This is a genomic window from Corynebacterium sp. HMSC072A04 (genome assembly GCF_001809235.1).
In the GTDB taxonomy this organism is placed as follows: domain Bacteria; phylum Actinomycetota; class Actinomycetes; order Mycobacteriales; family Mycobacteriaceae; genus Corynebacterium; species Corynebacterium hiratae.
In genome coordinates, this window is sequence record NZ_KV796783.1 from 56,616 (window position 1) to 76,552 (window position 19,937).

15 protein-coding genes are annotated in these 19,937 nt (G+C 61.2%); 7 read left to right on the plus strand and 8 right to left on the minus strand.

Going from position 1 to position 19,937, the window contains the following annotated elements:
* Positions 1-9 precede the first annotated feature (9 nt).
* From kdpB to HMPREF2565_RS06430, 4 genes are all read right to left on the minus strand, one after another.
* Complete coding sequence (gene kdpB, locus HMPREF2565_RS06415; RefSeq protein ID WP_071407042.1) at positions 10-2,079, minus strand: potassium-transporting ATPase subunit KdpB; 2,070 nt, start codon at positions 2,077-2,079, stop codon at positions 10-12.
* A complete protein-coding gene (kdpA, locus tag HMPREF2565_RS06420; protein WP_371326328.1) occupies positions 2,076-3,788 on the minus strand; it encodes a potassium-transporting ATPase subunit KdpA in 1,713 nt (570 codons plus the stop codon). The genes kdpB and kdpA overlap by 4 nt, the downstream gene beginning before the upstream one ends.
* Complete coding sequence (kdpF, locus tag HMPREF2565_RS06425) at positions 3,788-3,883, minus strand: K(+)-transporting ATPase subunit F (protein WP_039672809.1); 96 nt, start codon at positions 3,881-3,883, stop codon at positions 3,788-3,790. The genes kdpA and kdpF overlap by 1 nt, the downstream gene beginning before the upstream one ends.
* A 276-nt stretch (positions 3,884-4,159) precedes the next feature.
* A complete protein-coding gene (locus HMPREF2565_RS06430; RefSeq protein WP_070821863.1) occupies positions 4,160-4,570 on the minus strand; it encodes a PaaI family thioesterase in 411 nt (136 codons plus the stop codon).
* Positions 4,571-4,672: 102 nt separating this feature from the next.
* On the opposite strand from HMPREF2565_RS06430, the gene paaZ reads away from it, so the two are divergent.
* The 3 genes from paaZ to HMPREF2565_RS06445 all read left to right on the plus strand — a co-directional run bounded on the left by paaZ (position 4,673) and on the right by HMPREF2565_RS06445 (position 9,823).
* Positions 4,673-6,733, plus strand: a complete 2,061-nt coding sequence (gene paaZ, locus HMPREF2565_RS06435) for a phenylacetic acid degradation bifunctional protein PaaZ (RefSeq protein ID WP_070517314.1) — start codon at positions 4,673-4,675, stop codon at positions 6,731-6,733.
* 78 nt (positions 6,734-6,811) lie between these two features.
* Positions 6,812-8,512 carry an FAD-binding dehydrogenase gene (locus HMPREF2565_RS06440; RefSeq protein ID WP_071407043.1) on the plus strand — a complete coding sequence of 567 codons (1,701 nt, stop codon included), beginning with the start codon at positions 6,812-6,814 and terminating at the stop codon, positions 8,510-8,512.
* 27 nt (positions 8,513-8,539) lie between these two features.
* Entirely contained in the window at positions 8,540-9,823 is a 1,284-nt protein-coding gene (locus HMPREF2565_RS06445) for a hypothetical protein (RefSeq protein ID WP_071407044.1), read from the plus strand.
* 396 nt (positions 9,824-10,219) lie between these two features.
* On the opposite strand, the gene leuS is transcribed toward HMPREF2565_RS06445, so the two are convergent.
* Positions 10,220-13,069 carry a leucine--tRNA ligase gene (gene leuS / locus HMPREF2565_RS06450; protein ID WP_070821860.1) on the minus strand — a complete coding sequence of 950 codons (2,850 nt, stop codon included), beginning with the start codon at positions 13,067-13,069 and terminating at the stop codon, positions 10,220-10,222.
* A 200-nt stretch (positions 13,070-13,269) separates the two neighbouring features.
* Between leuS and HMPREF2565_RS06455 the strand changes: the two genes are divergently transcribed.
* Positions 13,270-13,542, plus strand: a complete 273-nt coding sequence (locus HMPREF2565_RS06455) for a type II toxin-antitoxin system Phd/YefM family antitoxin (protein ID WP_049154824.1) — start codon at positions 13,270-13,272, stop codon at positions 13,540-13,542.
* Positions 13,542-13,925, plus strand: a complete 384-nt coding sequence (locus tag HMPREF2565_RS06460; protein ID WP_071407045.1) for a type II toxin-antitoxin system VapC family toxin — start codon at positions 13,542-13,544, stop codon at positions 13,923-13,925. The genes HMPREF2565_RS06455 and HMPREF2565_RS06460 overlap by 1 nt, the downstream gene beginning before the upstream one ends.
* A gap of 376 nt (positions 13,926-14,301) precedes the next feature.
* On the opposite strand, the gene HMPREF2565_RS06465 is transcribed toward HMPREF2565_RS06460, so the two are convergent.
* Entirely contained in the window at positions 14,302-14,682 is a 381-nt protein-coding gene (locus tag HMPREF2565_RS06465) for a zinc ribbon domain-containing protein YjdM (RefSeq protein ID WP_049154826.1), read from the minus strand.
* A gap of 115 nt (positions 14,683-14,797) precedes the next feature.
* Here HMPREF2565_RS06465 and HMPREF2565_RS06470 point away from each other — a divergent pair, with 115 nt between their 5' ends.
* Positions 14,798-15,406: a CueP family metal-binding protein gene (locus HMPREF2565_RS06470; RefSeq protein ID WP_070517622.1), complete on the plus strand. Its 609-nt coding sequence runs from the start codon at positions 14,798-14,800 to the stop codon at positions 15,404-15,406.
* 417 nt (positions 15,407-15,823) lie between these two features.
* Here the strand turns inward: HMPREF2565_RS06470 and HMPREF2565_RS06475 are convergent, their stop codons facing one another.
* Together HMPREF2565_RS06475 and HMPREF2565_RS13705 are read right to left on the minus strand one after the other, a co-directional pair.
* Positions 15,824-16,537, minus strand: coding sequence for a Fic family protein (locus HMPREF2565_RS06475; protein ID WP_232761076.1), 714 nt, complete (start codon positions 16,535-16,537; stop codon positions 15,824-15,826).
* A gap of 24 nt (positions 16,538-16,561) precedes the next feature.
* Positions 16,562-17,278 (minus strand): helix-turn-helix domain-containing protein, encoded by a 717-nt coding sequence (locus HMPREF2565_RS13705; protein ID WP_070681741.1) that lies wholly within the window; start codon positions 17,276-17,278, stop codon positions 16,562-16,564.
* Between the two features lie 115 nt (positions 17,279-17,393).
* Here HMPREF2565_RS13705 and HMPREF2565_RS06485 point away from each other — a divergent pair, with 115 nt between their 5' ends.
* Complete coding sequence (locus HMPREF2565_RS06485) at positions 17,394-19,922, plus strand: hypothetical protein (RefSeq protein WP_071407046.1); 2,529 nt, start codon at positions 17,394-17,396, stop codon at positions 19,920-19,922.
* Positions 19,923-19,937: the final 15 nt, after the last annotated feature.

The window sequence follows — 19,937 nt, forward strand, 5'->3', positions numbered from 1 at the left end:
AGGTTCTCTTTAGAGGCCTGGGAGGAGGGAGACGACCTGGTCAATGAGCCAGATGCCAATGAACGGGGTAATCACGCCGCCTAGTCCCCAAATACCGAGGTTGCGGCGCAACAGGGAGGACGCGGAGGCTGGCTTATACGACACGCCCTTGAGCGCCAAGGGGATGAGCGCGACGATGATGAGCGCGTTAAAGATCACCGCAGACACGATGGCGGACTCAGGCGAATGCAGGTGCATGATGTTGAGGCGTGCCAAGTGCGGCAACTGCGCGGAGAAGAGCGCCGGCAGGATGGCGAAGTACTTTGCCAAGTCGTTGGCCAAGGAGAAGGTGGTCAACGCACCACGGGTGATCAGCAGCTGCTTACCAATGCGAACGACGTCGATAAGCTTCGTCGGATCAGAGTCCAGGTCCACCATGTTGGCGGCTTCCTTCGCCGCGGAGGTACCAGTGTTCATGGCTACTCCCACATCCGCCTGCGCCAGGGCCGGGGCGTCGTTGGTGCCGTCACCGGTCATGGCCACCATGCGGCCTTGCGCCTGCTCTTCGCGGATGCGGGCGAGCTTATCTTCCGGGGTGGCCTCGGCGATGTAGTCATCGACACCGGCTTCCTTAGCAATGGCCGCGGCGGTCAGCGGGTTGTCGCCGGTGACCATGATGGTTTTGATACCCATCTGGCGCAGCTCGGCGAAACGCTCGGCCATGCCGGGCTTGACGACGTCACTCAGCTGCACCACCGCGATCACCTTGCGGCTGCCATCGGATTCTTCCACGGCAACTGGCAGCGGGGTACCGCCGTCTTGCGCAATCTGGGTTACTGAATCCTCGATCTCTTGCGGCCACGCGCCGCCTGCCTCAGTTACCCACTTTCGCACGGCGTCGCCCGCGCCCTTGCGCAGCTTTCTGTTAGCCAGGTCGAGACCAGACATCCTGGTAGAAGCGCTGAACGGGATGACTTCAGCCTTCCGAGCTTCCGCGTCGCCCTCACTAGACAGAGAGTAGTTTTCAGTCAGCCAAGCCACGATGGAGCGGCCCTCCGGGGTTTCATCCGCCAAAGAAGAAATGCGCGCAATCTCTGCAGCGTCGCACTCGTTCACACCCGAAGCCACGATCAGGCCCGTGGCCTGGCGGTTGCCGTACGTGATGGTGCCGGTCTTATCCATAAGAAGCGTGGCGACGTCACCGGCTGCTTCCACCGCACGGCCGGAAGTGGCCAAAACGTTGTGGCGAACGAGGCGGTTCATGCCGGCGATACCCACGGCGGATAGCAGTGCGGCGATGGTCGTCGGGATGAGGCATACCAGCAGCGCGACGAGGGACAGCGGGGACAACTCAGCGCCGGTGAACAAACCCATGGGAGCCAAAGCCGTCACGGCGATGAGGAAGAGGATAGTCAGCGTGGAAAGAAGGATGCTCAGCGCAATCTCATTCGGAGTCTTGCGGCGCTCGGCTCCTTCCACCAGAGCAATCATCGTGTCCACAAAAGTGGAACCCGGTTCAGAGGTGATCTTGACCTTGATGGAGTCAGAGAGCACCACGGTGCCGCCAGTCACGGCGCAGCGGTCACCGCCGGCCTCGCGGACGACGGGAGCCGATTCACCCGTGATAGCAGACTCGTCGACGGTAGCGGCGCCTTCGATGACGTCACCGTCACCCGGGATGGTCTCCCCGGCTTCCACTCGCACGATAGAGCCTCTCGTGAGCTCAGACGCAGGGACCACCTCAATGCCGGAGTCCGTTATGAGGTTGGCAGTGGCATCATCACGCACAGAGCGCAGGCTGTCGGCCTGGGCCTTTCCGCGGCCTTCGGCATAAGCCTCCGCAAAGGCCGCGAAGGCGATAGTGAACCACAGCCATATAGTCACGACCCATCCATAGAAGCTGGGGTTGATGATGGACCACACCGTAGTCAGTGCGGCGCCGACCCACACGACGAACATCACGGGGTTGCGTGCTTGGGCAAGCGGGGACATTTTGCTCGGCAGCGCCTTCAGCGCCGCAGCGGCAAGACCGCTGTTTTTGTCCGCAGTCTTTGTGCGAGGAGCCTTGACCTGCTCAGCGGTCATGGTAGGGGTTGTCATGATAGTGCCTCCGAAATGGGACCCAGGGTGAGGACGGGGAAGAAGGTGAGTGCTGCGACCAGCAGGATGACGCCGATGGTCAACAGGGAGAAGGTGATGCCGGACGTGGGCAAGCTGCCGGCAGTGGTGGCCTGGCGCTTCTGCCCTGCCAGGCTTCCGGCTAGGTATAGGGCGAAGACGATGGGCAAGAAGCGGCCCAACAGCATGGCCAAGCCCAACGTGATCTGCCACCAGGGCTCCGTCACCGTGAGACCTGCAAAAGCCGAGCCATTGTTGTTGGCCGCGGAGGTAAACGCGTAAAGCACCTCAGAGAGGCCGTGCGCATTGTCCGCTGTGCCCGGCGCGCCGAAGTTGGTTGCAGAAAGCTCAACCAGCTTGCGCTGCGCCACGGAGGCTCCGACGCCCACGAGGACTAGAACCGGCATGGTGAGGATGTAGAGGCTGACTGCCGAAATTTCCTTGCGTCCAATCTTGTTGCCCATAAACTCCGGTGTGCGGCCGACCAGGAGACCGCCGATGAACACTGCTAGGATGGCCACAATCAAGAGGCCATAGAGGCCAGTGCCCACACCGCCTGGAGCGATCTCACCCAGCAGCATGTTGAGGATGAGCAAGCCGCCGCCCAGCGGGGAATAGCTATCGTGCATGGAGTCCACCGCACCCGTCGAGGTACCCGTGGTGGACACGGCGAACAATGCCGAAGCGTCAATGCCAAGGCGCTGTTCGATACCTTCCATGTTGGCGCCTGCCAACTGGGAAGCACCGCCGACGAGGGTGTGCTGTGCCCAGGTCACTAGGACAACCATCACGGTCCACAGACCACCGGCAACGCCGAGCAGCGTCCACGCGTGCTTCTGCGATTTAAGCATCACGCCGTACGTGCGAATCATGCAGAAAGAGATGACGAGCAGGGAGAAGATCTCCACCAGGTTGGTAAAGCCCGTTGGATTCTCAAACGGGTGCGCCGAGTTAGCTCCGAAGATGCCACCACCGTTGGTGCCCAGCAGCTTAATAGCTTCTTGGCTGGCCACAGGAGCACGGGAGATATCCACGCCAGAGTCAGTGACCAGGTTGGATCCAAAGGTTTGCATGGTTCCGCCAAGGATGAGCACGGTGGAGATAATGAGTGACAGGGGAAGCAGGATGCGAACCAGACCACGGGTGAGGTCCACCCAGAAGTTACCTATGAGCTTCTGGCCATCCTGCGTTGCCGCCACGTCGCGCTGGTAACCCAGGTGGCCGATGCCACGGATCAACGCAACAGCCACGCACATGCCCACAGCAGCCGAGGCAAAGTTTTGTACGGTCAGGCCCAGCATCTGCGAAGCATTGGTCAGGGTGTCTTCGCCGGAATAGGACTGCCAGTTGGTGTTGGAAGTAAAGGAGGCCGCAGTGTTGAAGGCCATCCACGGCTCCACTGCGTCTTCGCGGGCGTTGCCAAAGCTTGGCAGCACTGCTTGGAGCCGCTGCACTGCGTAAAGAACCAAGACGGAGGCCAGGCTGAAGCCCAGCAGCGCACGAGTGTAGTTCTTGGCGTTATGGCCCCGGTTGGGGTCAACCCGCAAAATTCTGTATATGAGGCGCTCGACAGCCCAGTCTTTTTCAGAGGTATAGGTACGAGCCATCCAGTTACCAAGCGGCACATAAGCCGCCGCTAGAAGGGCAAAGAGGGCGAGGTACTGCGGTGCTACCGCCACAATGCTGGCGATCATGCGAAACGCTCCGGGTCAATAAGAGAAATGATGAGATAGGCCACGAGCGCGACAACAATAATGAGCCCGATAACCGCTGTGATGGTGTTCATGATTTACGCGTCTCCGTCCATAAACTCGTTGATGGCGGAGGGAGCGCTAAATGTAAGGACCACGATCACGATGACCAGAATGTCCAACATGTGGGAGAGACCCCCTTGGGTGAAAGCAATACAAGGTGTGCCCGGTGCCCCAGAGCATCGAGCGCCGGTGCTGGTGAGCACCTGCCGAGCATTGACGTTAGGCCCGCTCCCCCCTAGACCTACGGGTTATTTGCGGCATCTTTACACCCCTTGACCCCGATTTTTACGCTTTATTTACGGACTCCCTTACTTCCCTTCCGCTTTAGGGGAAATCAACGCATTCGTGATACGCGCCGTGCACAGTCTCCTCCCCTCGTCATCTGTAATGACGATCTCGTGGGAGCACAGCGTCTTGCCCAGCTTGATGGCGGTGGCTGTCGCCGTGACCTGACCCGAGCGCCCGGAGGCGTGGTGCGTCGCGTTGATGTCCACGCCGACAGCGACCTTGCCCAGCGTCGAGGCGTGAATCACCGCCGCCCAGCTGCCGACGGCCTCAGCGATACAGGCCATCGCGCCGCCGTGAAGCAGCCCGAAGGATTGGGTGTTGCCCTCAACCGGCATGGTGGCCACCACTCGCTGGGCCGACTCTTCTAGGATTTCTACGCCCATCTTCTTGTCCAGCTCACCCAACTGAATCTTCCATACCTCTGCGGCCATACTGCACTCCTTACTTAATCCTAGAAATGTGACGCAGACTATACTAGCCTGTATTTACTGACCAACCGTTCGGAAACTAATGGAAAGGCCAAACTTTTCGCTATGACTGAAGCCCTCGTCCCCAGCTACCTCTCCGGCCAGTGGCTCACCCCGGACAACCCTTCGCGCGTTGCGGACGTGCACGACGCCTCCACCGGGGACGTTGTCGCCAGGGTTAGCGCCGAAGGCCTCGACATCGCCGGCGCCATCGATTACGCCCGCAATACCGGGCGCGAAGGACTGCAGAAGCTCACCTTCCACGAGCGCGCCCTCAAGCTCAAGGAGCTGGCGATCTACCTCCAAGACCACCGCGAAGAGCTCTACGAACTGGCCAACAAGGCCGGCGCTAATAAGCGCGATAATTTCGTCGATATCGACGGCGGTATCTCCACCATGTTCACCTTCTCCTCAAAGGGCCGCCGCGAGATGCCCAACTCCACCGTCATGCCGGATGGCGAAGCGGAGGTCTTCTCCAAGGACGGCTCCTTCATTGGCCGCCACATCTACACCTCCATCCCTGGCGTAGCCGTACAGATCAACGCCTTCAACTTCCCCGTCTGGGGCATGCTGGAGAAGTTCGCCCCGGCCTTCATCGCAGGCGTGCCCTCGATTGTTAAGCCCGCCACGCCGACCGGCTACATCACCGCGGCGTGTGTGCGCCTCATGATCGATTCCGGAATCCTGCCGGAGGGCAGCCTGCAACTCATTTCCGGCTCCGCCCGTGACCTGTTGGATCACCTGGACTATCGCGATCACGTGGCCTTTACTGGCTCTGCTGATACTGCGAACACCCTGCGCGCACACCGCAACGTCATCGAGGGCGGCATCCAGTTCAGCGCGGAGGCTGACTCCCTCAACGCCGCCATCTTGGGTACCGATGTCACGGCGGACTCCCCGGAGTTCGACGCCTTCGTCAAGGCAGTCTTCGGCGAAATGACCTCAAAGGCGGGCCAGAAATGTACCGCCATCCGCCGCGCCATCGTCCCGCATGCGCTTGTCGACGCCACCATTGAAGCCCTCAGCGCACGCCTGCGCGACAAGGTGGTCGTGGGCGATCCGCGCGATGCCTCCGCCACCATGGGTCCGTTGGTCTCCGCAGATCAGAAGCAAGACGTCGCGGAGGCCGTCGAGAAGCTCAAGGCCGGCGGCGGCGAGGTAGTCTACGGCGGCGAGGAGGCCAAGGGCGCGTTCTTCAACCCCACTATCCTGCGCTTTGCCGATAACCGCGCCCCAGCTGTCCACGACACCGAGGCCTTCGGCCCCGTCGTCTCCTTCCTGGGTTACGACTCCCCCGCCGAGGCCATCGAGCTCGCCGCCTTGGGCTCTGGCTCGCTGGTTGCCTCCGTTATTACGCATGACCCGCAGCTGGCACGCGAGTATGCACTCGGCATCGCCGCCCATCACGGCCGCCTGCACTTCCTCGACCGCGATGATGCGAAGACGTCTACCGGCCACGGCTCTCCCCTCCCGCACCTCGTCCACGGTGGCCCGGGTCGCGCCGGCGGCGGCGAAGAACTGGGTGGTGTGCGCGGCATCCTGCACTACATGCAGCGCACCGCCGTTCAGGGAACCCCGGACCACCTCACCGCCATTACCGGCCAGTGGCACCGCGGCGCAGCCGTGCAGCGCGTGACCCGCGCCGACGTGGAAAACGGCCAGGGTACCCACCCCTTCCGCAAGGACCTGGCCACGCTGCAGATTGGTGACCAATTCGCTTCCGACCTGCGCCACGTCTCCCTCGAGGAAATCCTCGAGTTCGCGGAGAAGACCGGCGATACCTTCTACGCCCACACGGACGAGGAGGCTGCAACAGCTAACCCCTTCTTCCCGCGCCGCGTCGCACACGGCTACCTGCTGGTCTCCTGGGCTGCGGGCCTCTTCGTGGAGCCCGCACCGGGCCCGGTTCTGGCCAACTACGGCCTGGAGAACCTGCGCTTCATCACGCCGGTGACCTACGACGATTCCATCCGCGTGGAGCTCACCGCCAAGCGCATCACCCCGCGCGTGACCGATGACTACGGCGAGGTCTGCTGGGATGCCGTGCTCTACAACCAGGAGGACGAGATCGTGGCGACCTACGATGTCCTCACCCTCGTGGAGAAGGTCAACACGACCTACGCCTAGGCCACAACCTCGGCATAAAGATGATGCTGTGCGAGCCAAGTCACACAATCGAGTCCGGTTTCTTTTATCATTACTGTCATGAAAGAAACTACCTCAACCACTGGCTCCGTCATCATCGTCGGCAGCGGCCTCGCCGGCATGGTCGCCGGCTATGAGGCCCTCAAGGGCGGCAAGCACGTCATCTTCCTGGAACAGGAGAACCGCAACAACCTCGGCGGCCAGGCCTTCTGGTCCCTCGGCGGGCTGTTTTATGTCGACTCCCCCGAGCAGAAGATGATGCGTGTCAAGGATTCCGAAGAATTGGCCTGGCGCGACTGGGCCAACTCCGCCGACTATGACCCGGTGACCGAGGAAGACCGGCACGATTTTTGGGGCGCAAAATGGGGCCGCGAATACGTACGCTTCGCCGCTAATGAAAAGCGCGGCTACCTCAAGTCCTTGGGCCTCAACGTGCTGCCCACCATCGGCTGGGCCGAGCGCGGTTCGGGCGATGCCTCCGGCCACGGCAACTCCGTCCCGCGTTTCCACCTCACCTGGGGCACGGGCCCGGAGGTCGTGCGCGTCTTCCGCGAACCACTCCTTAAAGCCGAAGAACAAGGCCAAGTCGAATTCCATTTCCGCCACCGCGTGGACGAGCTCGTCGTCGACAAGGACGACGCTGGCAGCCCGCGCGTCGTCGGTGTGCGCGGCAGCGTCCTCTCCCCCACCAGCCAGCCACGCGGTGAGGCGAGCCCGAGGAATGTGCTCAAGCACTTCGAGCTGCGCGGCTCTGCTGTCGTCATCGCCACCGGCGGCATCGGCGGCAACCTGGACAAAGTCCGCCGCATGTGGCCGACGCAGCGCTGGGGCGAATGCCCGAAGGAACTGGTCACGGGTGTTCCCGCGCATGTCGACGGCCGCGGCATCGACATCGCCCAAAAGGCCGGCGCCTCCGTGGTCAACACCGACCGCATGTGGGCCTATACCGAGGGCATGACCAACTGGAACTCCATTTGGCCCGGCCACGGCATCCGCATCATCCCTGGACCCTCGACGCTGTGGATCGACGCCGAAGGCAACCGCCTGCCCACCAACCTCTTCCCCGGCACCGATAATCTGGCCGCACTCGCCCACATTGGCCAGACCGGCCACGGTTACTCCTGGTTCGTGCTCAACCAGGCCATCGTGGACAAGGAGTTCATCTTCTCCGGCTCGGAGCAGAACCCGGACCTGACGGACAAGGAATTCAAGAAGCTCGCCGGCAAGCTAGGCCCCGGCACCCACGTGGCCGTCAAGGCATTCATGGACAACGGAATCGACTGGGTCGTGGAAGACAACCTGGAGGATCTCGTCGCCGGAATGAACCGCATTGCACCAGAGGGTTCCCCCACCATAGATGTGGCCCACCTTAGGACAGTCCTAGAGGATCGGGATTCGCAGCTGGATAACCCCTTTAGCAAGGACGCCCAAGTCAACTACATTCGCGTAGCCCGCGGCTTCCTCGGCGACAAGCTCATCCGCGTTGCTCCCCCACACCGCATCCTCGATGAAACCAAGGGCCCACTCATCGCGGTGCGCCTGAAGTTCCTCACCCGCAAGACACTCGGCGGCCTGGAAACCAACCTGGATGGCCAGTGCCTGAACCCCGATGGAACAGTTCTTCCTGGGCTGTACGCCTGCGGCGAGGCCTCCGGTTTTGGCGGCGGCGGTATGCACGGCAAGAATGCGCTGGAAGGCACCTTCCTGGGTGGTTGTATCCACTCGGGCAAGCGCGTGGGCGAAGCGTTGGCGCGCGAATAGCACGGTTTTCTAATACTGTCGGGCACTATGAACCTCGCTAGGAACGTCCGCATCGACGTGGAGAATCCCTTCTTCACCACGTCCCGCTTCGTCGCTGCCCCCGCCGAACTCACCGTGGGCGAAATGATGATCATCGTCCACGCCGCGCTCGGCCTCGAACCCTCCCATCCGGGCATCCTCGTGGGTGAAGAAGGCACACCGATCGACGTCCTCACCATCATCGACCAGGACTTTTTCGAAACATTCCGGGAAGTAGCGCACTACCACCCCTCAGACGGCGCATGGAATATCAGCATCAGCGTGGCCGATAGCTCGCGCGTTGTCATGGGACTTCCCGCCCTCATTGCCGGTGAGGGCCCCGATTTGATGAGCGAGCTGGGCAGTGCCGAGGCGATGTTCAAGGTGGTCCTCGATGTCCAGGCGACCATGGCCTACATGGCCGTACCCACGGAGAGCATGGAGCGCATCTTCGCGCTCTTCCCCAACTACACACTGGACCAAATCCATCAGCGCCTCACCACGTTCTTCCCGCCAGCAGTGGCGCAGCGCCTGGCCACCATGGGCACGGAGGCCGCCAATCTGGAAGGCGGCACCAAGCCCGCGCTGCCTGGGGATCTCCCTCTTGATCCTTTCCGCTCCACTCCTTTCGAAGACATCCCGGTGCCGTCCTCGGAGATGCTGGAGGAATGGCGCGCGGAAATCCACGAGGCCTACCCGGAGCTGCGCCCCGACTACGAGCTGCCGGCGCTTGATGACGCCATCGCCGCCCACGTGGGCCAGCGGGTGCGCGAATACCTCGAGGTCATCGAAGAATTTCCGCGCCTCACCGGGGCCGGCTACCTGAAGCAGGCGGCCGTCGCCCGCCTCAAGGAGGGCCTCAACAGCCCCAATGATTTTGATGATGTCAAGCGCGAGGACTACCACCAGCCGCTGCTGAACTTGCGGGGATTCTTGACGGACCTGGATTGGATCAAGACCACGACGACGGATATCAAGCTCACCAAATATGGCCGCAAGGCCATGAGCGATCCGCTCTGGGCAACGCAGGTCGTCCTGAACAACATCCCCTATGCCTACGCCGAACCGGAGGGCATTCCTCAACTCTCCTTCGAACTAGTCCATTTATTCCGCGGTGAGTGGGAGTTCAACCCAGAATACGACTACACGCACGCCATCACCCGCGATTTGTTATTCACGCTGGGCATTCTCGAGGATGACTCCACGTTCCCTGACATCACCGATGGCTGCGAGGGCTTCCTCGGCGAAATCATCACCAAGGTGCGCAAGGAGCTGAACCAAGAGCTGGATTAGCTCCAAGCCGGGACCATGTAGACACCACTCATAACACTGCTACCTGGTCGTTTTCGGCGGTGGGGTGGGGTTGTTCCACGCTAAATCCGCCTAGGACAGGAAGGCGTCCTGCAAAAGGCATCTGGCAAAAGGCATCTTTGGGTCTAAAAACGCCATCTGCACTGAGTAAATGGCGTTTTTGGCCGCGAAAACGCCTTATGACAGATGCCTTTTGTCAGTTACCTCCCGCATGTCGATGGAAACACGCAGACGTCGCGCTGCGAGGGGAGTGACGAAGGTACACGCCTAGGCGCAAAACTGCCCTAACTGACGATTTTCCCCACGATCATTCGCTGGAAGGCGCTGGTTTCGTCAACTAGGGCAGTTGCGGCCGCCATCTAACGGAGCCGCGGTGGTTTATTTGACCACCAGGTTGACCATGCGGCCCGGGACGTAGATCTCCTTGACCACGTTCTTACCCGCGGTCAGCTCGGCGATGCGCTCATCGCTCTTTGCCACGCCCACGACGGTGGCTTGGTCGGCGTCGGCAGGCACCATGACGCGGGCCTTGACCTTGCCGTTGATCTGTACCGGAACCTCGATCTCATCATCAACCAGGTACTTCTCGTCGAACTCCGGGAAGGCCTCGTAGGTCACGGTCTCATCGTGACCAAAGCGCTTCCACAGTTCCTCCGCGATGTGCGGGGCAACAGGGGAGACCAGCTGGGCCAAGGGCTCCACAGCGGCGCGCGGAGCGCCCTTCGGGTAGGCCTTGGTCAGGTAGTTCACGTACTCGATGAGCTTGGCCACCACGGTGTTCAGGCGCAGGTTCTCGTAGTCATCGCGTACGCCGGCGATGGTGCGGTTGAGGTGCTTCAGGTCATCGTCGGAAAGCTCCGCGTCCGTCGTGCACAGCTCGCCGGAGTTCTCATCGATAGCCAGGCGCCACAGGCGCTGGAGGAAGCGCTGCGCACCGACGACGTCCTTTGTTGCCCACGGGCGGGAGGTATCCAGCGGGCCCATCGACATCTCGTAAACACGCAGGGTATCGGCACCGTACTCGTTGCAGATGTCATCCGGGGCCACGGCGTTCTTCAGGGACTTGCCCATCTTTCCGTACTCCTGGTTAACCTCTTCGCCGTTGTAGAAGAACTTGCCATCCTTCTCCTCAACCTCGGCGGCTGGGACGTAGACGCCACGGGAATCGGTGTAAGCGTAGGCCTGGATGTAGCCCTGGTTGTAGAGGCGGCGGTAGGGCTCCTTGGAGCTCACGTAGCCCAGATCGAAGAGGACCTTGTGCCAGAAGCGCGAGTAGAGCAGGTGCAGCACGGCGTGCTCAACGCCACCGACGTAGAGGTCAACGCCACCCGGGTCGTTGGCACCGTGCTCGTCTGGGCGCGGGCCCGTCCAGTAGCGCTCGTTCTCAATATTGCAGAAGATCTCGTCATTCGTCGGATCGATGTAGCGCAGCTGGTACCAGGAAGAACCTGCCCACTGCGGCATGACGTTGGTATCGCGGTAGTAGGTCTTGGGGCCATCGCCCAGGCCCAGGTCCAGTTCCACCTCAACCCACTCGCGGGCCTTGGCCAGCGGCGGCTGCGGGGAGGAATCGGCATCATCCGGGTCGAAGGACACCGGCTTGTAGTCTTCTACCTCTGGCAGCTCGATGGGCAGCATCGACTCCGGCAGCGGGTAGGCCTGGCCGGCCTCGTCGTAGACGATGGGGAAGGGCTCGCCCCAGTAGCGCTGGCGGGCAAACAGCCAGTCACGCAGCTTGTACTGGATCTTCTCGCGGCCCACGCCCTGTTCCTCCAGCCACGGGATGATGGCGGCGATGGCCTCGTCCTTGGACATGCCGTTGATGTCCAGGGAATCGTTGGCGGAGTTCACGGCCTTGCCGGACTCGGTATAGGCCTCCTTGGTGATGTCGCCGCCAGCGACGACCTCCGTAATGGGCAGGCCAAAGACGGTGGCGAACTCGTAGTCACGGGTATCGTGCGCCGGGACCGCCATGATGGCGCCGGTGCCGTAGCCGGTCAGGACGTAGTCCGCGATGAAGATCGGGACCTTCTTGCCGTTGACCGGGTTGGTGGCATAAGTGCCCAGGAAGACGCCGGTCTTTTCCTTGTTCTCCTGGCGCTCCAAATCGGACTTCGCGGCGATGGAAGCACGGTAGGCCTCCACGGCCTCCTTCGGATCATCGTGGCCGAAGGTCCAGCGCTCGTCGACATCATCCTCGTAGGGGATGGGGGAGAGGAGGGCGTCGACAAGCTCGTGCTCCGGGGCCAGCACCACGTACTCCGCGCCGAAGAGGGTATCCGGGCGGGTGGTGAAGACGTCGATGTTGTAGCCCTCAGCGTGGAAGGTGACCTCCGCGCCGCGGGAGCGGCCAATCCAGTTGCGCTGCATGGACTTGACCTTCTCCGGCCAATCCAGAAGCTCCAGGTCATCGAGCAGGCGGTCCGAGTAAGCGGTAATGCGCATCATCCACTGGCGCAGGTTCTTGCGGAAGACCGGGAAGTTACCGCGCTCGGACTTGCCCTCCGCGGTGACCTCCTCGTTGGCCAGCACCGTGCCCAGGCCCGGGCACCAGTTCACGGTGGAGTTGGACAGGTAGACCAGACGGAAGTCGTCGAGTGCTTTGCGCTGTTCTTCCTTGCTCAGGTCCGCGTAGTAGCGGCCGTCCTTAGTGGTGCGCTTGCCCACCTCGAGCTCCTTGATGAGCTCAGAAATCGGGCGCGCCTTCTGCTGCTCCTCATCGAACCAGGAGTTATAAATCTGCAGGAAGATCCACTGCGTCCACTTATAAAACTCCGGGTCAGTCGAGGCCACCGAGCGGCGCGGATCATGGCCCAGGCCCAGAAGGCCCAGCTGGCGGCGCATATTCTTGATATTCGCCTCCGTCGTGGTGCGCGGGTGCGTACCAGTCTGGATGGCGTACTGCTCAGCCGGCAGGCCAAAGGCGTCATAGCCCAGCGTGTGCAGGACGTTCTTGCCCAGCATGCGGTTAAAGCGGGCATAAGTATCCGTGGCGATATAACCCAGCGGGTGGCCTACGTGCAGACCCGCGCCAGACGGGTAGGGGAACATGTCCTGGATGTTCATCTTCTCCGCGGGAAGTTCCTTACCGTCCTCCGCGAGCGGCCCAACTGGGTTCGGCGCATTAAAGGTGCCGTTATCCTTCCAGTACTGCTGCCAGGCACTTTCAATCTGCGCGGCGAGCTCCGGCGTGTAGCGGTGGGTGGTGTTATCGCTCGGGTTAGTCATGGTTAGACAGTGTAGTCACCGCACGGACATCTCCCCAGTTAGACCCAGCTAGGCCGCAATTCCGTTCCGCAGCGCGGCCACGCAACTGACGACGCCCCCCCTTGTCCCCTCTAAGCTCTGCCACTAAAATCACCATTGTTCTACTGTTCTACATTTAACTTTTTACAGTCACCAGCCAATAAGGAAAGGCGGTTGGAGCAATGACCAACATTTCTTTGCGCGAACTCAACCAGCGTTCTGGCCACATCGTTCGCGAAGTTGCCGCTACAGGTCAAAGCGTGGTCATCACCGACCGCAATCGGCCCATTGCTCGCGTTGTTCCCATTTCATCTCTAGATAGCCCCGTGGAGCAGTTAGTAGCTGCCGGAATCCTGAGCCACAACCCGAAGCCTTACTCACAGCCAAGCACCACAGACTATCTGCCTTCCGGGACAGACGTTGTATCGCTACTGGATAGGGAAGACCGCTTGTGATGATCTACGTCGACACTTCGGCACTAGCGAAGTTGGCCTTGCCCGAGCGCGAAAGCTCCGAAGTCGCTGCACTCCTTGAAGGCCAGCAACTGTTTTCTTCTGCACTCATTGACATCGAGTTATCTAAAGTGTGGCAGCGCAGTGGCCTCACCGGCGCCGGTTACCGGAAGTTCACGGAGGGGGTCTCCAAATTTGGCATCAGCGATGAGGTCATTCGTCGAGCTTGCTCGCTGACCGGCGTTCGCTCCCTGGATGCCATCCACCTGGCGAGCGCCTGTCTTCTCCGCGACGCTGGCCTCACCCTGACCTTTTTCACCTACGACAAACAGCTCCACGCCGCTGCCCAGTCTCAAGGTTTTGCTGTCTTTCCCTCGCCACAGTGACGACCACCAATACAAGTCTTGGGGGTACCTCTACGTCGTCTTCACTACCAACCCGACTTAGGCCAAATTGGTGCGGAACAACTCCACCCCGCCGTCGAAAAATGCAAGGTAGCAGCGTCAAGAGTGACGTTGCGGCACCTGCCCGATGACCTAAGTCGGGACACAACGACCGTTCCCGTAGAACACTGTACGCATCTTCGCGAAGCGGATTACCTTCTTTGCTCCCCTCGCAGCGCGCAACGTCTGCGCGCCTCCATCGACCTGCAGGAGGCGTCTGACAAAAGGCAGCGGTCTCAAGCAAGTCGGTGCTCACCCACCCCATGACCCAAGTCGGGACCAGTAAAAGTCCTGGGGTAGCCCTACATCGTCTTCACTACTAAACCTTCTTCACCACAGCAGGCTTCAGCTTCATCGCGCCAAAACCATCAATCCGGCAATCAATGTTGTGGTCTTCCTGGCCGGTGCCGGCGTCGAAGTTCAGGCGGATGCCGCGCACCTTCGTGCCGGCCTTCAGCGGCTGCTGCGCGCCCTTGACCTTAAGGGTTTTGGTGATGGTGACCGTGTCGCCGTCAGCAAGCGCGTTGCCCACGGAGTCGACGATGGTCGGTTCGCTTCCTTCCGAGGCCGAAGCATCAGCAGAGTCGGCGGAGAACTCGTGCGCACACTCCGGGCAGACGATAAGCGGCGGCATCTCGTAGGTGTACTCAGAGGAGCATTCGGGGCAGGGCGGCAGAGTTGCGGCCGAAGTATCAGACATAGGGGAGAGTTTAACCTGCGTAGCACGAAAAGATGATCCTTCTCTCATTCCATTGATAGATACCCGGGTGGGGTATAGGCTTGAGTAAACACAATCGGACCCATTCGGAAGACTTATGAAACGCCTCATCGCCCTCACCACTGCCTGCGCCGCAGCCATCACCCTGTCCTCTTGCTCTACTGACAGCCCCGTACCGAGTGAAGCCTCGAAAAGCGCCGCTTCCAGCACCGACATCCAACAGGTGCCTGCCGAGGAGATCCTCGCCGAGTTCGATCTCGAAGGGTTGGATGGCCAGGAAATCGTGGACAAGCTGGACCGCCAGTCCAAGGACGAGCGCAATAGCGATCTCCTCGCATCCGTGCGCCCGAACGAGCTCATCCTCGCTACTGAACAGGGTCAGGCCTCCCTGCCGCTGCCGGAGGACAAGTTCTACCTCTCTATTGCGCCGTACCTCTCCCGTACGCACGACTGCTTCAACCACTCCCTGACCACCTGCACCGGTGAGCTCAGCCAGGAAGACATCCACGTCACCATCACGGATGACGAAGGAAATGAGCTAGTCAACGAAGACACCACGACGTTCGACAACGGCTTCATTGGCTACTGGCTGCCGGCCGACAAGAAGGGCACCATCACCATCGAGCAGGACGGCAAGACCGGCGAGGTTCCCCTGGATACCTCTGACGAAGGCGGTACCTGCGTGACCACGCTGCAGATGGCATAATCTGCCCATTCACTCACCACGGTGAATCCCACCTCCTGGGGTTCACCGTTTGTCGTTTTTATGGTGTCCACGCAGTGCTTGCCGACGTCAACAGTGTTCTGGGCAAGTCCCCATACGGCCACTCCCTGAAGAAATCTCCGAGCAGGCAATTGACCACAACAAGTCCGCTGGTGTCGTCCACTCTGTTCCTTTTAGCCACGCCACCCCGTCGGCGCCGGCTTCTTGGGCGCAGGCGTTGTGGCTGCCCTGCTCGGCGCCATCGCCGCATTCCTGCAGTCTGTCGGCGTGGTCAAGGCTGACTTCTCCGCTCTGCAGAAGATGTTCCGCTAAGCACTACAGCACTATGCACTAAAGGATGCGCTGAGCATTCAGCCCCCACGTAGGCCCTCCGCTTCGGAAGCGGAGGGCCTACTGCGCTTACTGGGAGGACTCCTCTAGGCAGTCATACAGGAAGTCCATCAAGGTCGTAGCGTCATCGGATCGGAACAGTTCATCGAGGGCAAGGTTGAATTCCAGCCTTCTCGCATTAGGGATATTAAGTGCTGCGTAGCCATTGCTCATCAAGAGACCTGACGCCACAAGCCGTGCGGTTCGCTTGTTTCCATCGAAGTAAAACTGGCTACGCGTGGCAGAGCAGAAATAGGCCAACGCTTGCTCGACTGGGTTTTCAAGACCTTGAAGGGAGACCAGCAAATCGGCATGAGCTTCACCCAATTCATCAGCAGGGTCGAAAGGGATGAACCCGCCATCCATGAGCCGCACTCCACCGCCATCTCCCTCCACATGGCCTTCACCACGGAAAAGACCAGCGTCCAGGGCCTCGTTCCTTGCTAGCACGGCATGGAGTGCGTTACTGGTGGCTTTATCCACCGCACATTCCTCTTTGAGGACCAGCTCATGGAGCAGGTTGAAAGCTTCTGACAAGTCCAAGATCTGTTGCTGTTCAGCAAGCGCCTTTCCACCCACCGTGACGCCATCGAGCAACGTACGGACTTCTGGGAGGGTAAACGTGTTTCCTTCCAGCGCGGCGGCATTCCACACCAAGTCAGGAAGTTGCTTGGTTAATCGAAATAACGCACGGTCGGTCCCCAACTCCGAAACGTGCGGCCGCTCATGGTGTTCCCAGCTCACTCGGCTCGTTGCTCTTCTCATCACCTATGCCCCTCCCACATAGTTTTCTGCGCACGCATCGATAGCAAGCTGGTGCGGTGACACGTAGTGTATTCCTGATTCTTTTGTTGCGCCCGTTAGCTCTTCACCAGCAACTGGCACGAGCGTGATCCCTCCAGATACGGGCTCAGAACTGGCACGGATCCGAGTGGGCAATGAAGACACGATGTCTGCTGGATTTGTGCACCAGATCAATGTTGATTGAGGTTCTTCTTCACCTGCGATCTGCCCCGCGACTCGTTGCGCTGCAAAAGCACCCGACATCGCCCAAGTTTGCCCACTCGCATCAACCGCTGAAGCAATCGTTATGGGATTTGACGGTAAGAAGTGGAGAGCCCCGTGGCGGCCATATGGGTTGGAGGCCCACGCGGCCCGTTCCATGAGAGCCTGGTAGCTGCCACCGACGGCCGCAGCGTCACCCCACTGCACAAAGCGGTCAATCCAGGCTTTAACGTCTGGTTCTTCGCTGCTGAGCTCCCCCAGGAGAACTCGGGCGGCTGTCGCGGCGGCGGCATCGCTCATGCGGTGTACCTGTACGGAAACCTCGTATCCGAGCACGCGCATTACCTTCTCCAACCCGGCCAAGCTTGGTTGAGCTGCCCCACGCAACCACAGATTGAGCGTATTTCGTGACACTCCCGAGCGCCGCGAGATTTCGCTAAGGCTCAGCGGGCTTTTCTTGAGGAGTTGTAATGGGTCCATAGCACCACTATAGCCAGCTGTCCTATGCTTAGGACACTTGTCCTACCGTTAGGACAATCAAGCCCTCTACCAGCGACATGGCAACAGGGCCCCACGGTGTCCTATGATGAAGCAAATGAGCGCGGAGATTTATTCACTTCCCACAACGCCGTTGGTCACTACCGACATCGCCGAGCAGGGTCCCCGGATTTCACTGCGCCGGGGGAGCAACATCCTCATGCTGGAGCTGCCGGCTACCTACCCTGAAGCGGACCTGACGGACCCACGATGGGTAGTCAAGTCCCATTTCATCGATCGCCCCCACTCGGTGCGTGAATTCGCCACCGAAGAGCCGCTGGAAGTCGGCATCCCCGGGCCTTTTACCCGCATCGAGGTAACCCTGCGCGATGGCGATGAGGACCTCATCGAGACCGTCACCTTCACCGGCATCACCGATGAAGCACCCTTCATCGTCTATGACCGCACCACCCTCATCGCGCCGCAGGGCACGCTCGAGGATGCCGAGCCGCTGGGCATCTGGGCCGGCTGGGAAGTCGGCCCGCTGCCGGAGCAGGTCCGAGTGCCGCAGAGGGAACCGGTGGACGTCGCCAAGCACGGCGATTTTGAGTGGGACTTTGACGTCGCCATCCTGCCCAACGCCCGGAGCCTCGACAACGAGCCCGTGTTCACCAAGTCGCCGCGCGTGCACCTCATTGCGGAAGGGGAGTGGCGCATCGATCTCACCTATGCGCCCCTCGGCGGCGAACAGGAGGAGATTTCGGAGCAGACCTTCGACGCGGGCATCGCCGAGCCTTTCCCGGGTGACCTCTACGAAGACCCGTGGGTGGGCCGCTACAAGGTGTCGCTGTGGCACGACGAGGAGCTTGTCGACGTCCGCTTCATCTCCCTCGCCGAGGGCCTCCACATGCGCGCCACCAACGACGGTCCGCGCGGCATGGATTTCCGCATCATCGATGCTCTCGGCGCGCACTCGGCCTTCAGCTACACGTTAGCCTCCCCGCCGAAGAAACCCATCGCGTTGGAGAAGGGCCTGCGCACCTTCGAGGACACCGAGGTCTCGCGCCGCGAGGTCGTGGCCAGCGAGGCCGGCTATGAACTGGAATTCGATGTCTGGCCCGAGGCCCTGTTCAGCCGCGTCAAGCGCATCGGCCTGGAGCCCACCGAGCACTCCGATAAGCCGGTGATTTTTGCCGGCCAGCTCGATCAGGACGATATGTTCACCGTCCACTCGCCGCGCCCACTGCCGCTGGCGAAGTTCGTCACCATCGACGGCCGGCAGAAAATCAAGGAACTGGCGCGCACCTCAAAGACGACGCAGGCGGTCACCAGCCTCGCCGTCCCCAACGCCGCGCTGGCCAACGCCGTGCGCAAGCAACCAACGGCTGAGCTCTTCCTCATGTGGTCCACACTGTCCTACGAAGATTACCTGGACTCCCTCCCGGCGGGGGAGCGCGAGGCTCACCAGGCCCGCAGCTTGGAGCGGCGCATCGTCGAGTACGAAGCTTCCGCATCCACCAGCCTGATCTATGCGGCGCTGGCCACTGTCCGAAAGTCCCCGTTCGTCAGCCGCGGCCTGCTCAACGGCGATGAGATTATCATTGAGCAGAACGCAGAACCGCAGGCAGATTTAGTAGGCTGGGCCTGGCCATTGGCCGAGCCCACCGTAGCGCCCACCCAACTCACGCCCACCGAAGAGGGGTTTGAACTGCCCGCGGAGCTTGCTGAGCATGGCTCGCTGCTTGTCGACGTCCGCGAACTCCGCGCCTCCTCCAACCTCGCCGCCCCTGCACGCCCCTCCAGCGCCTCTATTGTGATCACGCCGGAAGGCTCACCGGCGGCGCTCGCCTCAAAGGACTGGACCCCGGAGCAGCTCTGGGACACCTTCCGCGCGCTTCACGTGCTCTCACAGCGCAGCCCCAACCCGAAGCTGCAGGCGATGTTCGACAGCACCATCGATCGCCTGCGCGCCCAACCGGAGGCTGCGGTCCACGCCCTAGCGCGGACCGGCGTCAGCGTGAACCAGCAGGCCCGCTCGCTTGCGCGCACGCGCTTGTTCCACTCGCCGCTGGAGCCCACTGCCGAGTCCAGCTCCGATAGCTACCTGGATCTTCTCCTCGATCCTTCAGCCAGCGAGAACCCCGAGCTCACCGCCGTGCGCGAGACCGGCGCCGATGGCCTGACCCGCCCGATGCTGCTCAATGCTGCGACCATTCACAGCCCCACACCGCCCGTCGATGACCTGATGGGGGAGGCCGGCCGCGTCGCCGCGCTGCGCGAGTGCTTTGCCAACAACGGCGCCCTCGATGCGCTGGGCACCATCGAGCACCTGCGCAAGGACGCCACGGCACTGGCCTCGCTGGTGCAAAACGCGGGCGTTGACATGTCCGTCAACCACACCCTCATCGCGTTGGGCGCCTTTGCCAGCGGAAACACCGCCGACGAGCTCAATGCAGCGGCCTGGATGCCCTATATTTCCTATGCCTTCGCCCTAGCCTCCCGCGCTGCGGCGAATGACATCATCATGGAAAGCCCCCTGCTCAAGGAGGACATGCCCATGCTTGCCGACGTCCTCCCGCTCGCCCCCCGCCTCTTCTTCTACGACCTCGTGACTGCGGAGGCGCTCTTCCACGATCGCGACCTGTAAGCCCGTGAGGTGTGC

What these genes read in the sequence shown, in the direction of transcription:
- HMPREF2565_RS06440 (WP_071407043.1), top strand. Translation starts at nt 6,812, where the DNA reads ATGAAAGAAACTACCTCAACCACTGGCTCCGTCATCATCGTCGGCAGC.
- HMPREF2565_RS06470 (WP_070517622.1), top strand. Translation starts at nt 14,798, where the DNA reads ATGAAACGCCTCATCGCCCTCACCACTGCCTGCGCCGCAGCCATCACC.
- HMPREF2565_RS06465 (WP_049154826.1), bottom strand. Translation starts at nt 14,682, where the DNA reads ATGTCTGATACTTCGGCCGCAACTCTGCCGCCCTGCCCCGAATGCTCC.
- HMPREF2565_RS13705 (WP_070681741.1), bottom strand. Translation starts at nt 17,278, where the DNA reads ATGGACCCATTACAACTCCTCAAGAAAAGCCCGCTGAGCCTTAGCGAA.
- HMPREF2565_RS06485 (WP_071407046.1), top strand. Translation starts at nt 17,394, where the DNA reads ATGAGCGCGGAGATTTATTCACTTCCCACAACGCCGTTGGTCACTACC.
- kdpB (WP_071407042.1), bottom strand. Translation starts at nt 2,079, where the DNA reads ATGACAACCCCTACCATGACCGCTGAGCAGGTCAAGGCTCCTCGCACA.
- kdpF (WP_039672809.1), bottom strand. Translation starts at nt 3,883, where the DNA reads ATGAACACCATCACAGCGGTTATCGGGCTCATTATTGTTGTCGCGCTC.
- HMPREF2565_RS06460 (WP_071407045.1), top strand. Translation starts at nt 13,542, where the DNA reads ATGATCTACGTCGACACTTCGGCACTAGCGAAGTTGGCCTTGCCCGAG.
- HMPREF2565_RS06455 (WP_049154824.1), top strand. Translation starts at nt 13,270, where the DNA reads ATGACCAACATTTCTTTGCGCGAACTCAACCAGCGTTCTGGCCACATC.
- HMPREF2565_RS06445 (WP_071407044.1), top strand. Translation starts at nt 8,540, where the DNA reads ATGAACCTCGCTAGGAACGTCCGCATCGACGTGGAGAATCCCTTCTTC.
- leuS (WP_070821860.1), bottom strand. Translation starts at nt 13,069, where the DNA reads ATGACTAACCCGAGCGATAACACCACCCACCGCTACACGCCGGAGCTC.
- HMPREF2565_RS06430 (WP_070821863.1), bottom strand. Translation starts at nt 4,570, where the DNA reads ATGGCCGCAGAGGTATGGAAGATTCAGTTGGGTGAGCTGGACAAGAAG.
- paaZ (WP_070517314.1), top strand. Translation starts at nt 4,673, where the DNA reads ATGACTGAAGCCCTCGTCCCCAGCTACCTCTCCGGCCAGTGGCTCACC.